The sequence below is a fragment of the Flavobacterium sp. ALD4 genome, assembly GCF_002836475.1.
In the GTDB taxonomy this organism is placed as follows: Bacteria; Bacteroidota; Bacteroidia; order Flavobacteriales; family Flavobacteriaceae; genus Flavobacterium.
On the sequence record NZ_PJBJ01000023.1, the window covers coordinates 325,806 to 339,087 of the forward strand.

Sequence of the window (13,282 nt, forward strand, 5' to 3'; positions counted from 1 at the left end):
CTTTACCTTCTTAAATGTTTTTTGCCACATCTGAGCTATTGGCCCCTCCTGTAGTTATATCTCCAGCCGTGGGTAATTTAATTGTCCTATTTTTTTATTTGTTGGAACATCCATTCATAAATTTCTTTGTTGTCATATACTCGCGTCCAACTATCATGGCCGGCATCATCAAAAATGGTCAGTTCAATATTACTATTGCAAGTTTTAAGCTTTTTGTAAATAGTAATGGAGTAGTTGACATCTACAACATCATCCACTAAACCATGAAAAATTCTAATAGGAATAGCGGCAATTTTACAGTTTTCTATCATTGGAACGCGATCTACAAATCCTGCGATAGGCACTAAAGCGGCAAACATTTCAGGATGGGCAAAAGCTAAATTCCAGGCACCCCAGCCGCCAATACTCAATCCGGTTAAGTAAATTCTGTTGGAATCAATATTATTTTCTTTTTGGATTTTTAAAATCAATTGGTACAATACTTCGGAGTCCCAATACTCATTTTCTGGACATTGGGGCGCCAAAACATAGGAGTCCAGTTCATTAATTTTTAAAAATTTAAAAGGACCATGTACTTTTACTTTCTCTATATCAGTCCCTCTTTCCCCAGAACCATGAAGAAAAATGATTAAAGGTTTTTTCGCTCTTGTATTTTCAGGACGGTGTAAAGCATAACTCAATTCGTGTTTTGCTATACTCTTCGTTTTTATTTTTCCAATGACATCAGTTTGAGCGAAGGAAAAAAATGTGGCTAAAAGCGTAATAATTAAAGATAAATATTTAGTCATTTCTTAAAAATTGTATTTCCCCGAGTGGAATCCTAGTTTTACTAAACTTGGTTTCACTTCTGGAGCGTTCTTAAATAATTTCCATAATAAACCGGTACGATAGTTTTCAATCATAGGTACAATAGTGTCTTGATCGATTGCTAAATACAGGGATGTGATTCAATTATAGCGTGGTGAACAATAATCACATTTATTCGATATAGGCCATAAAAAATCCCTCTCAACAGAGAAGTGTTTTTTCAAGATAGGTTTTTTTTTTAATTCACAAGAAGTGCATAAACTTGATTGGCAATCTCTATTTCTTCATTGGTTGGAATCACCATGATTTTAGTTTTAGAATTTGCTGTGTTTATTTCTCGTATTTCTTTAGATCTTATTTCATTCTTGACATCATCTAATTCTAGTCCAAAATACTCCATGTCAGTACATACCAGTTTTCTGATATAAGACGAGTTCTCCCCTATTCCGGCCGTAAAAATAATCGCGTCCAAACCATTCATCACCGCCGTATACGAACCTATTAATTTTTTAATTCGGTATGCATTCATGTCCAATGCTAATTGACATGCTACATTTCCCTCTTCTGCTTGTGATTCTATTTCTCTTAAATCACTAAAACCAGTAAGTCCCAGCATTCCGCTTTCTTTCAGCAATAGATTATTTACCGCATCCAAAGAATATCCCAACGTATTTACCATATAAAACACAATAGAATGGTCTATATCGCCGCTTCTTGTCCCCATGATGAGTCCGTTAGAAGGTGCGAAACCCAAACTATGATCGATACTTATACCGTCTTTAATCGCCGTCATACTACAACCGTTACCTAAGTGAATTGTTATGATTTTATCACTTTTATTTAAGTATTCGGTAGCTCTTTCTGAAACGTATTTATGACTTGTTCCATGAAAACCATATACCCTAATGTTGTTTTCTGTTAAAAATTTATTAGGAATGGCATATTTATGGGCAATTACAGGAATTGTTTGATGAAAAGCAGTATCAAAAACAGCCATTTGTTTTGCCGATGTAAAAATAGCTGAAGCAACGTGAATTCCTTCTAAGTTCGCTGGATTGTGAAGCGGTGCCAATTGAAATAGCTCCATTATTTTTTCTTTTACCTCTGCATCAATATGCACTGGATTAGAGAAACTGGCTCCACCATGAACGACACGATGTCCCACGACCTCTATCTCTTGAGTACTTTTGATTACACCAATATTTTTATCCATCAATAATTCCGCAATCTTTTCTAACCCTACTCTATGGTTTGGAATAGGCATGCTTTCTTCTATAGCATCTGTATTTGTTTTGTATGTAATATTTGAGGTGTCCAGTCCAATCCTATCAATCATACCACCACAAATAACAGCTCTTGCCGGCATTTCTATTAATTGAAATTTTATAGATGAACTTCCGGAATTTATTATAACTATTTTCATTTTCTATGTTTTCCTTACCCTGACCCTTTCCGAAGGAAAGGGAAACTAGGTTGATTTTGTTTGTATTTACTATTTTACTTGAAATTTGATACCTGAACTTCTTTTACAACCCTTGCGCTTGTATTGCAGTAATGACCACTGTATTAATAATGTCATCGACCGTACAACCGCGGCTTAAATCGTTTACGGGTTTGTTCAACCCTTGTAACATGGGGCCAATAGCTAAAGCTCCGGTTTCTCTTTGAACCGCTTTGTAAGTATTGTTTCCGGTATTTAAATCAGGAAAAATAAGGACACTTGCCTGTCCTGCCACTTCTGAATTTGGCATTTTACTTTGTCCTACTTCCATATCTACCGCGGCATCGTATTGTATAGGTCCTTCAATTTTTAAATCAGGCCGCTTTTTTCTCACAATTTCAGTAGCAGCTCTTACCTTATCCACTTCATCTCCTTTTCCTGACGCTCCAGAGGAATAGGATAGCATAGCTATTTTTGGTTCTATGCCAAAAGCCAGACTAGAGTCCGCAGAGGAAATGGCTATTTCCGCCAGTTGTTCTGCAGTAGGATTTGGATTTATTGCACAATCTCCGAAAACAGAAACTCGGTCTTCTAAGCACATAAAAAAGATCGAAGAGACTACAGATGAATTAGGTTTTGTTTTAATAAATTGTAATGCCGGTAAAATCGTATGTTGCGTCGTGTGGGCTGCTCCAGAAACCATTCCGTCTGCATGTCCTTTATATACCATCATTGTTCCAAAATAGGCCCCATCTTCCATTAAATCTTTGGCCATTTCCAATGTTACATTTTTTTTCTTACGCAACTCATAATAGGTATTTACATAATCTTCATAATGCTCGGATTTAATCGGACTAGTAATTTTCACTTTCGAAAAGTCAAAAGCAATGCCTAATTCAGCCACCTTATTTTCGATTTGTTTTTTACTTCCAAGAATAGTAATATCGACGACATCCATCGATAATAATCGCGACGTAGCAATAATGATTCTGTCATCATTCCCTTCTGGAAGAACAATATGCTTTCTGTGTTTTTTAGCCCTTTTCACTAGGTTGTACTGAAACATTTTGGGAGTCATCCCTTCCGCTTCAAAAGAACTTAATTTTTTGGTTAAATTATCTAAGTCTACATACTTCTCGAAAGTATTTATTGAAGTCTCTATTTTCTGCTTATTATCAGCATAGATTTTAGCCTTTATATCCCCAATTTTATTAGTAATATTATAGGTCCCGCCTTCAACTGAAATAATAGGAACAATACTAGTCAACCCTTCAATTAACATTAGGATACTGTCATCTGGTACTATATTACCTGTCAACACTATGCCTGAAATCGCAGGATAATTTGCAGATTCATTAGCTTGCAAGGCACCCAAAATAATATCTGCACGATCACCGGGAGTGATCACAAGGGCTTTTTCCTTAAGGTGTAATAAGTAGTTGCGAAGTTGCATGGCTCCAACACTATAATTGCCGATTTCATTATTCAAGAATTCTGCGCCAAATAGCACTTTAGCATCGAGTTCATCTACAATTTCTTTAATCGTAGGATTATTTAGACTAGAGACTAAAGGTATAGCGTTCACTAGGATTTCTATCGGTAAGCTAGAACGTAATCCATCCTCTACTAATTTAATGTTTTCCTGTTGCACTTTATTGGCAATAATTGCCAGCACTTCGACATCTTTAACTTTAAAAGAATCGTAAGCCAAGTAAAGACTATCTACTAATTCCTCTAATGTTTTCCCGACACCGGAACCAACAATAATCGTTGGAATCCCAAGGTTTTTGGCTATAAGAACATTCATATCGAGTTCGATTACCGTCCCTTCCCCACTAAAGCTGGTTCCCTCGACTAAAACAAAATCAAATTGCTCTTCCAGTCGTTTGTATTTATCAATAATCAAATCTAAAACCTCGCCTATTTTACCTTTATTTTTCTTTTTGATCAGCTTACTTTTTGTAATTGCAAATGCATCTTCAAATGCAATATCTAATCCAAAATGAGAGATTACAGTTTCGATATGATTATCCAACTTACCATCTTCAAAATCCTCTATTATTGGTCGAAAGTAACCGACTTTAGCTGTTTTACCAATCAACATACTCATTAAACCTAAAGTAATAATGGATTTCCCGCTATTGTGCTCAGAGGTAGCTATATATATGGCTTTGTTCATCTTTATGTATTTATTTACATTTTTATTTGTTACTTATTTTCTGTACTTTAAAACTTTAAGAAGCGGCATTACTGACGCATTCTCATAGACTTGGATTTGTCGTTTTTATAATACGTTGAAGGTATTCTATTTTTTACGGACGGCATAATTTCACGGCATACTATTCACCCAATAGTGACTACTCTTTCTAAAACCACCTTCTCTTTCTAAAATAAAACACCATAATAATACCTATTAGAATCATGACCCCTATAACAGTATAATATCCATCTTTATATTGAAGTTCCGGCATATGCTGAAAATTCATTCCGTAAACACCTGCAATAAATGTTAAGGGTATGAATATCGCCGATACAATAGTCAGGGTTTTCATAATCTCATTCATCTTGTGCGACTGAGAAGAAAAAAAGAAATTAGAAGCACTTTCTAGCATCCCCATATCAGAGTCTATCTGTTCTAAAAGTTCCAAGCTTTTTTGATGCAATCTAGAAAAATAACTGAATGTTTCTCCTTCTATCACTTTAAAATCTTCATCTTCTTTAAGACTTTTAATCGCATATAAGGAATCCCTAAGCGGAATAATGGAGCGTTTTAAAAAGTTGAAATTATCTCTGTGTTTCTCAATTCGTTCCAAAATTTTAGGATCAGCACTACTCTTGGACAACACAATCAATTCTTCGATTTTATCTTCTTCATTTTCGATAGTAACGTAAAAATTCTCCATAACAGCATCTAGCAACAAATAGAGTAAAAAATCAGCCTTTTTAGTGCGAACGCTACCCGATTGGTTTCTAATCCTTTCCCTAATATGTATAAAAAAATCACTTCGCTTTTCTTGAAAAGAAATTAAAACATTATTTTTTATCAAAAAACTGATCTGCTCCACACTAATATTATCAGAATTCTCAGTAGGTAGCATGGACTTTATATTAAAAAACAAAGTATCTGAAGATTCTTCCAACTTTGTTCTTCTGGTCGTATTTAATATGTCCGACAGCAGAAAATTATCTATTTTGAAAAAGGCTCCTATCGCTTCGATAATTTCCATTTCGTTTAAGCCGTGGAGATTGAGCCAATTTATTTTTTTGACATTAATTCCAGTCTTAAAATCCGAAATCTCAAAATCATCATATTCTGTATAATCTAAGGCATCATAGACGAACAGCTGCATCTCTGACTCGAACTTTTTATGGCTACCAGTATACTCCAGCTGATTCATTGCTGTTTTTCTACTTTTCTTAAATTTAATTTTCCTCATAAAAAATAGTATATACCGTATTAGTACAAAAAAAGGTTTTCAAGAGGGCCGCTCTTTACCCCATTTGCTTTTTATAAACCTTGAAACACCTTTGATTTCTTATTTTAAAACAAAAATAAGAATAAATAACATTCTATTTTATGATAAAAATAAAGGTATCCGCTTTAAAGAGGAATTAGCGTTAATTTTCTCAAATTACAGTAAGAAATGATATTTTATTCAGAATTTAGCGATAAATTTGGAATTAATAATAGCTTAATATAATATTATTTTATTCAGCTTCTAAAAACTTAATAATAACCAGAATACCAACAACTAAATGATTAAAAAAAAACTAACCCTAATTATTGTTTCTCTCTTGCTTTTTTCAGCTCAAGAAACATTTGCTCAAAGTAAGAAAAAAAGAAAAGCAGATAAAGAAAGTTCCGCCAAAGTGGAAAGCAAAGGCGCTGACACCAAAAAAGAACCAAAGCCTTACAAAAAAGTTATTGATTCCACCGCAGTAACACAAAGAGGACTGATTGATGTTCATAAAATTGACAACAAATATCTCTTTGAAATTCCCGATTCTATTTTAGGTAGTGAGATGATGACTATCACTCGTTATTCTAAAACTCCTGCCGGAGGAGGAATCTTTGGTGGCGAAGAAGTCAACAGACAAGTCGTTCGTTGGGAAAAAGGGCTCAATAACAACATTCTTCTCAGATCGATCACCTATGTTATCATGTCACCGGATGAAGACAAACCAATGGCCCAAGCTGTTAAAAACTCCACTTCAGACCCAATTATTGGTAATTATGATGTTTTAGCATACAAGAAAGATCAGTCTGGAAAAATTACCGGTTACGTAGTAGATTTATCGACGACTTTTGACGCTGACGTTCAAACCTTCTCATTAGATCCCATAAAGAAACAATTATTAAACATTCAAACGTTTCAAAAAGATAAATCATTCATCTCAAAAGTAAGTAGTTACCCTATAAATACTGAAGTTAGAAGCGTAAAAACCTTTACGACCACGGCGCCAAAAATCAACACTACTCCAACACCTAAAATTGGAGTTAACTTACCTTCGGCCTTAGATGCTGGTGTCATTACCGTAGAAATCAATACTTCTATGATTTTATTACCTAAAATACCAATGCGCAAAAGAGAGTTTGATGCTCGTGTGGGATATTTTTCTAATAAATACGATGTTTTTGAAGAGGAGTCTCAAAAATCAGAAACCAAAATCTTTGCAGTACGATGGCGTTTAGAGCCAAAATCTGTTGAAGATGCCCAAAAACAAGAAAGGGGAGAATTGATTGAACCTCTAAAACCTATTGTTTATTACATTGATCCAGCTACTCCCGAAAAATGGAGAAAATACATCAAACAAGGAATTGACGATTGGCAGATTGCCTTCGAAAATGCGGGATGGAAAAATGCGATTCGTGGTGAATATTGGCCAGAAAATGATCCAACAATGAGTTTGGAGGATGCTCGTTTTTCTGTTTTAAGATATTTTGCTGCTGATATTCAAAATGCATATGGGCCAAATGTTCATGATCCAAGAACTGGGGAAATATTAGAGAGTCACATTGGATGGTATCATAACATAATGAGTCTTTTAAGAAACTGGTACTTGATTCAAACTGCTGCTGTAGACCCAGCCGCAAGATCCAAAAAATTTGATGATAAATTAATGGGAGAATTAATTCGTTTTGTCTCTTCTCACGAAGTAGGCCATACTTTAGGATTACGTCACAATATGGGAGCTAGTTCTGCAACTCCTGTTGAAAAATTGAGAGACAAGGAGTATCAAGAAAAAAACGGACATACTTCTTCGATCATGGATTATGCACGTTTCAATTATGTTGCGCAACCAGAAGATGGGGTAACTGCTTTATTTCCTAGAATTGGAGACTATGACAAATGGGCTATTAAATGGGGATATTCCTATTTTGAAGACACTAAAGACGAAGCGCAGGAAAAAGTAGTATTGAACGAAATGACTAAGGAAGCTTATAAGAACAATCGTTTGTGGTTTGGATCTGAATCAAGCCCTTATGACCCAAGATACCAAACAGAAGACCTAGGAGATAATGCGATGAGAGCTTCTGAGTATGGTATTAAAAACTTAAAACGAATTCTACCTAATTTATTGGAATGGTCGAAAGAAGATGGCGAAAGTTATGCTGAATTAGATGAGCTTTATGGCGCACTTACAGGACAGTTTAGAAGATATATGGGACACGTTACTAAAAATGTTGGAGGAATTTATGATTCACCTAAAACGTATGACATGACTGGAAATCAGTTTGTAGTGGTTCCAAAAAGTATTCAAAAAGATGCCGTTGCATTCCTGAACACACAATTGTTTACTACTCCAATTTGGTTGTTGAATCAAGATGTTCTTTCAAAAATCAACCCCGATAATGGTGTTGAGGCTATCAAAGGGATGCAGGATGCGACATTGAACAGTTTGTTAGCTGGAGACCGAATGGTCCGTCTTTTAGAAACTTCTATTGAAAGTAAAAATAATTATTCTGTTGACGAGTTAATGACTGATTTGAAAAAGGGGATTTTTTCTGAGTTAAACGGAAACAGTCCAATAGATATGTACAGAAGAAATGTACAGAAGCTATATGTTGATAAGTTGATTGAATTACTTAAACCGGGCACGACCGTGGTTAGATCTGCTCCAGTGGGTGCTACATCTGGTTTTACGACAAGGAAAGTAAATCTAGCTCAAACAGATTTACCATCTATCGCCAGAGGTCAACTTCTAAGTTTAAAGAGCGATTTAAAAATATCCACTTCAAGAATACAAGATAAAATAAGTAAATATCATCTACTTGATTTGATAAATAGAATTAGTGAAGGTTTAGACCCAAAATAGACATACCTACTTAGTGCAAATGTGCTAAACAGTACACTATTATTAAAAGCAAAAGGCTGTTCGAAAAGTAATTTTCGAACAGCCTTTTTAATTACAAAATTAATTATTTGAATTTTTGTGAAACATAAAACAGCGATTATGCGGCCAATTTCAAGTCACATTCGATTTAATAACAAGAACACTTTCCGCTGTAGTTAATTGATTTGATTTCAAAGTTATCAATCCCCAAGATAAATAGCTTCAATAACAGAATAATCTATAATGCACACTATGGCGCTCCAGATTGTATATTTAATTTAGTTTAATTACACCACACTATTTTCGTCCTACTTGAGCATTATAGCAAAGTAGTTTAAACTAAAACATACATTCATCTACTATACCAGTCCATGAAAGTGGGTTAACATTTGCCTAACCTGACGCATAATCATCTAAAATTTATTCTAAAAAATATAAAAGACGATAGCTTTTATAGATCAATCAGTTTATCAGGCTTTTCATTCCAAAGAATCTCAAGTGCATAGACTATGGCAAACCAACAAAGCATACCCACCATAATAATAAACCTAAAAGACTAAAAATTAAAGTAAAGAACAATATAGGCAAGAAATTTATAGTAAATGATAGATCTAACTAGAGTCCTATTTTGGAGATATAGTGTAAAACAGGGACTTTAAACGTTATACTTCATACGACATTAGCAATGTAAATATAAAATGCGGATTAATTGTTAGTCGCTATACCTTTTCGACCGGGACGACAAAATCCCTTTGGCATAATTCCGAATCTCTTTTTAGATTTAAGAGAAGTGCAGTAACCGTTTAAAGTACTTTTCGCTGCTAAACCTACAAAATACTTAAAGAATAAGATTATACTAAACAAGAGAGGCTGCCCTTCAATAGGCAGCCTCTTCTTTATTTAAATTCCACAAAAAAACCGAACTATTTCTAGCTCGGCTTCAGTGAACAAATAAAAATTGTTTTTTATTAGTTCGTTTGCGATTTCACAGCAAGAGTATAGATTACTAATCCAAACCCAATTTTGTTGATAGCATCAGCGATGTTGTAAACTGCATCAACGCTTCCTTTACCTACAAGACCTGTATACCATCCATCAGTTCCTAACATGTAACCTAACGGGTAGATTGCCCATCCTACAAGTACGAACCAACATAGTATTTTGTGTGCAGCAAGTGTGTTTCCACCGGCAGCTTTTGCCAATTTAGCAGCCTCACCAATCCATATTTCATAAACAATTAAGAAATAAGCAACACCTGAAGCGAATCCCCAAGCTGCTGCATTACCAGGATCAACGACCTCACCCCAATAACCTGTAACTAGCATCACAAGAGAATAGATAATCATTTTCCATAACAAAGACTGCTTAGCCCCTGCAACTTTCAATATTAAGTAAAACTCAAGACACATTAATGGCACCGTCAATACCCAGTCAACATAACGGAAGAAAGTAGGTGATTCACCGAAACTTGCCCAATAATCTCTCATGTAGAAATAATGTACTGCGGCAATAAAAGTAATCAAACCTGAAACCAACACTGAAGTACGCCATTTTTTGTCAAACTGGCTCAGCGATAAAAAGAAAAATGCAGATGCAGCCATCATAGCCATACAACCTACGAAGAAAGTGAACCCTACATAATCAGTAGGAGATAACTTTGCGACCATTCCTGAAATAAACATAAAATTTGTCATAGTTAAAAATTAAGGTTAAATTTTTTTTTGTTCATGTAAATATAAGAATTGTTAGACAAACAAAATGTTTTTTGTTCAACTATTTTTGCTTAATTTTCAACAAAATTAATTCATTATGCTTAAATATACAAATATTGCAATCATAGCAAGCTTTTTCTGCTTGTGGCTCAACTCTTTCTTCCCTAAAGATATCCAAATACTCATTGGTTTTTCATTCATTTTTACCTTTGGAATTTTACACGGTGCTAATGATTTACTTTTAATTACTAATACGCGCGACTCTGAAAATACTCTTTCCTTTAAAAAAATTCTACTATATTACATTCTTGTCGTTCTTTCCGGATTACTATTATTCTATTTGATACCAATAGTTGCCTTGCTCCTTTTTATTTTAGTTAGTGCTTTTCACTTTGGCGATCAACAAGGTTTGTATTTCGATTTTAAAGTATCAAAATACCTATTAATTTTCTATCCTTTTATTTACGGAATCGTTATCCTGTTCTTATTATTTTTCTTTCATGCGACCGAAGTTGAAGAGATAATAAGAGAAATTATACGATTTGAACTACCTTATTACTATATCAACGAAATCTTTATAACTAGCGCATTCTTATTTATAAGTATGAGTAGTTATTTTTATTGGAAATTTGAATCGATTAGAGAAAAAATACGTGTCGAATTGTTTTTTCTAATTGTTTTTGCAATCATATTCAAAACTTCCAGTTTAATATGGGGATTTGCGATCTACTTTATTATATGGCATAGCATTCCTTCTATTTTAGACCAAATAAAATTTATTTACGGTTCTTTTTCTTTTAGCTATTTTATATCCTATTGCAAGAACGCCTTTGCGTATTGGTTGGCTTCATTAATAGGTATAGGACTTCTTTACTTCCTGTTTAGAGATAAGGAAATATTTAATGCTATATTTTTCTCTTTTCTCGCAGCAATCACATTTCCGCATGTATTAGTAATACTGAAAATGATGCATCAAAAAGATTCAAAAATTGCATAAAAAAAAACCGAGCTATTTCTAGCTCGGTTTCTTGTATTTAGTATCCCGATAAAAACGGGATAAGCGATTTACACAATTTTTTTACAAAAATTGGTTATCTGCTTACTTTACTTCTTCGTAATCTACATCTTGAACATCATCTCCTTGAGCATCACCTTCTGGCTTAGCTTCACCTTGACCTTGTTCTCCTTGAGCATACATTGCTTCAGTAGCAGTTTTCCATGCAGCATTAATATTATCTAATGCAGTTTGGATTGCAGGAATGTCTTGAGATTGGTGAGCCATTCTCAATTCAGTTAATGCATATTCTACAGCTACTTTGTTTTCGTCAGATAATTTCTCACCTAATTCTTTCAATTGAGTTTCAGTTTGGAAGATCATTCCATCTGCTTCGTTCAATTTCTCAGCTCTTTCTCTTGCTATTTTATCAGCATCAGCATTAGCTTCTGCATCTTTTTTCATTTTTTCGATTTCTTCAGCTGTTAATCCAGAAGAAGCTTCGATACGAATGTCATGAGATTTACCAGTTCCTTTATCAGTTGCAGAAACTTTGATGATACCATTAGCATCAATATCAAAAGTTACTTCAATTTGTGGAACACCTCTTGGTGCTGGTGGTAAACCATCTAAATGGAAACGACCAATTGTTTTATTATCAGCAGCCATCGCTCTAGCTCCTTGCAATACGTGAATTTCAACTGTTGGTTGAGAATCTGCAGCAGTAGAGAATACTTGTGACTTTTTTGTTGGAATAGTAGTATTAGATTCGATAAGAACTGTCATAACACCACCCATAGTTTCGATACCTAAAGATAAAGGTGTAACGTCAAGTAACAATACATCTTTTACATCTCCAGAAAGAACTCCACCTTGAATAGCTGCTCCAATTGCAACAACTTCATCAGGGTTAACTCCTTTAGACGCTTTTTTACCGAAGAATTTTTCTACTTCGTCAGCGATTTTTGGCATACGAGTAGAACCTCCTACAAGAATAACTTCGTCAATATCAGAAACAGATAAACCTGCATCTTTCAACGCTTTAGCAACTGGTGCCATAGAACGTTTTACTAATGAGTCAGTTAATTGCTCAAATTTAGATCTAGATAATTTTTTCACTAAGTGTTTTGGTCCTGAAGCTGTAGCCGTTACGTAAGGTAAGTTGATTTCAGTTTCAGTAGAAGAAGACAATTCAATTTTTGCTTTTTCAGCAGCTTCTTTCAAACGTTGCAAAGACATTGGATCTAAACGTAAATCAATACCTTCTTCAGTTTTAAATTCGTCAGCTAACCAGTCAATAATTTCATGGTCAAAATCATCTCCACCAAGGTGAGTATCACCGTTTGTAGACAATACTTCAAAAACTCCGTCTCCTAATTCAAGAACAGAGATATCAAATGTACCTCCACCTAAATCATAAACAGCAATTTTTTGATCTTTTCCTTTTTTATCCAAACCGTAAGCTAAAGCTGCAGCTGTAGGCTCATTGATAATACGCATTACTTTAAGACCTGCAATTTCACCAGCTTCTTTAGTCGCTTGACGTTGTGCATCATTAAAGTAAGCAGGAACAGTAATAACCGCTTCAGTTACTGTTTGACCTAAATAGTCTTCAGCAGTTTTTTTCATTTTTTGAAGAGTCATTGCTGACAATTCTTGTGCAGTATATAAACGACCATCAATATCAACACGTGGTGTATTGTTGTCCCCTTTAACTACTTTGTAAGAAACTCTTTTTGTCTCAGCCGAAACTTCACTAAAAGAATGACCCATAAAACGTTTAATAGAAGCAATTGTTTTAGTAGGATTTGTTACCGCTTGTCTTTTTGCAGGATCTCCCACTTTAATCTCTCCACCTTCAACAAAAGCGATGATAGATGGTGTTGTTCTTCTTCCTTCTGCATTAGGGATAACAACTGCTTCATTACCTTCCATTACAGAGACACAAGAGTTTGTCGTACCTAAATCAATTCCGATTATTTTACCCATTTT

General features: G+C 34.6%; 8 protein-coding genes and 1 pseudogene. 2 read left to right on the forward strand and 7 right to left on the reverse strand.

Annotated elements, in window-relative coordinates; all coding sequences use genetic code 11:
- Positions 1–86: 86 nt before the first annotated feature.
- The 5 genes and pseudogenes from CXF59_RS03915 to corA all read right to left on the reverse strand — a co-directional run bounded on the left by CXF59_RS03915 (position 87) and on the right by corA (position 5,685).
- On the reverse strand, positions 87–788 hold the full coding sequence (locus CXF59_RS03915; protein WP_101136396.1) for a prolyl oligopeptidase family serine peptidase: 702 nt from the start codon (positions 786–788) through the stop codon (positions 87–89).
- 3 nt (positions 789–791) lie between these two features.
- Positions 792–947 (reverse strand): annotated as a pseudogene (locus CXF59_RS03920) (glucoamylase family protein); the annotation flags it as partial.
- A 98-nt stretch (positions 948–1,045) separates the two neighbouring features.
- Entirely contained in the window at positions 1,046–2,230 is a 1,185-nt protein-coding gene (locus CXF59_RS03925; RefSeq protein WP_101136397.1) for an acetate/propionate family kinase, read from the reverse strand.
- Positions 2,231–2,333: 103 nt separating this feature from the next.
- The gene (gene pta / locus CXF59_RS03930) at positions 2,334–4,427 is read right to left on the reverse strand and encodes a phosphate acetyltransferase (RefSeq protein WP_101136398.1); all 2,094 of its coding nucleotides are present in this window, start codon (positions 4,425–4,427) and stop codon (positions 2,334–2,336) included.
- Positions 4,428–4,614: 187 nt separating this feature from the next.
- Positions 4,615–5,685: a magnesium/cobalt transporter CorA gene (gene corA / locus CXF59_RS03935; RefSeq protein ID WP_101136399.1), complete on the reverse strand. Its 1,071-nt coding sequence runs from the start codon at positions 5,683–5,685 to the stop codon at positions 4,615–4,617.
- A 319-nt stretch (positions 5,686–6,004) separates the two neighbouring features.
- Between corA and CXF59_RS03940 the strand changes: the two genes are divergently transcribed.
- Complete coding sequence (locus CXF59_RS03940; protein WP_198554627.1) at positions 6,005–8,566, forward strand: zinc-dependent metalloprotease; 2,562 nt, start codon at positions 6,005–6,007, stop codon at positions 8,564–8,566.
- Between the two features lie 986 nt (positions 8,567–9,552).
- Here the strand turns inward: CXF59_RS03940 and CXF59_RS03945 are convergent.
- On the reverse strand, positions 9,553–10,278 hold the full coding sequence (locus tag CXF59_RS03945) for a bacteriorhodopsin-like (RefSeq protein WP_101136400.1): 726 nt from the start codon (positions 10,276–10,278) through the stop codon (positions 9,553–9,555).
- A 115-nt stretch (positions 10,279–10,393) separates the two neighbouring features.
- Here CXF59_RS03945 and CXF59_RS03950 point away from each other — a divergent pair, with 115 nt between their 5' ends.
- Positions 10,394–11,293 (forward strand): Brp/Blh family beta-carotene 15,15'-dioxygenase, encoded by a 900-nt coding sequence (locus CXF59_RS03950; RefSeq protein WP_101136401.1) that lies wholly within the window; start codon positions 10,394–10,396, stop codon positions 11,291–11,293.
- A 102-nt stretch (positions 11,294–11,395) separates the two neighbouring features.
- Here CXF59_RS03950 and dnaK read toward each other — a convergent pair whose 3' ends face one another.
- Positions 11,396–13,279, reverse strand: a complete 1,884-nt coding sequence (gene dnaK / locus CXF59_RS03955; protein ID WP_101136402.1) for a molecular chaperone DnaK — start codon at positions 13,277–13,279, stop codon at positions 11,396–11,398.
- Positions 13,280–13,282: the final 3 nt, after the last annotated feature.

Bases quoted from the DNA above. Each gene is read 5' to 3' on its own strand.
- CXF59_RS03945 (WP_101136400.1), bottom strand. From the start codon at position 10,278: ATGACAAATTTTATGTTTATTTCAGGAATGGTCGCAAAGTTATCTCCT.
- CXF59_RS03925 (WP_101136397.1), bottom strand. From the start codon at position 2,230: ATGAAAATAGTTATAATAAATTCCGGAAGTTCATCTATAAAATTTCAA.
- pta (WP_101136398.1), bottom strand. From the start codon at position 4,427: ATGAACAAAGCCATATATATAGCTACCTCTGAGCACAATAGCGGGAAA.
- CXF59_RS03940 (WP_198554627.1), top strand. From the start codon at position 6,005: ATGATTAAAAAAAAACTAACCCTAATTATTGTTTCTCTCTTGCTTTTT.
- CXF59_RS03950 (WP_101136401.1), top strand. From the start codon at position 10,394: ATGCTTAAATATACAAATATTGCAATCATAGCAAGCTTTTTCTGCTTG.
- CXF59_RS03915 (WP_101136396.1), bottom strand. From the start codon at position 788: ATGACTAAATATTTATCTTTAATTATTACGCTTTTAGCCACATTTTTT.
- corA (WP_101136399.1), bottom strand. From the start codon at position 5,685: ATGAGGAAAATTAAATTTAAGAAAAGTAGAAAAACAGCAATGAATCAG.
- dnaK (WP_101136402.1), bottom strand. From the start codon at position 13,279: ATGGGTAAAATAATCGGAATTGATTTAGGTACGACAAACTCTTGTGTC.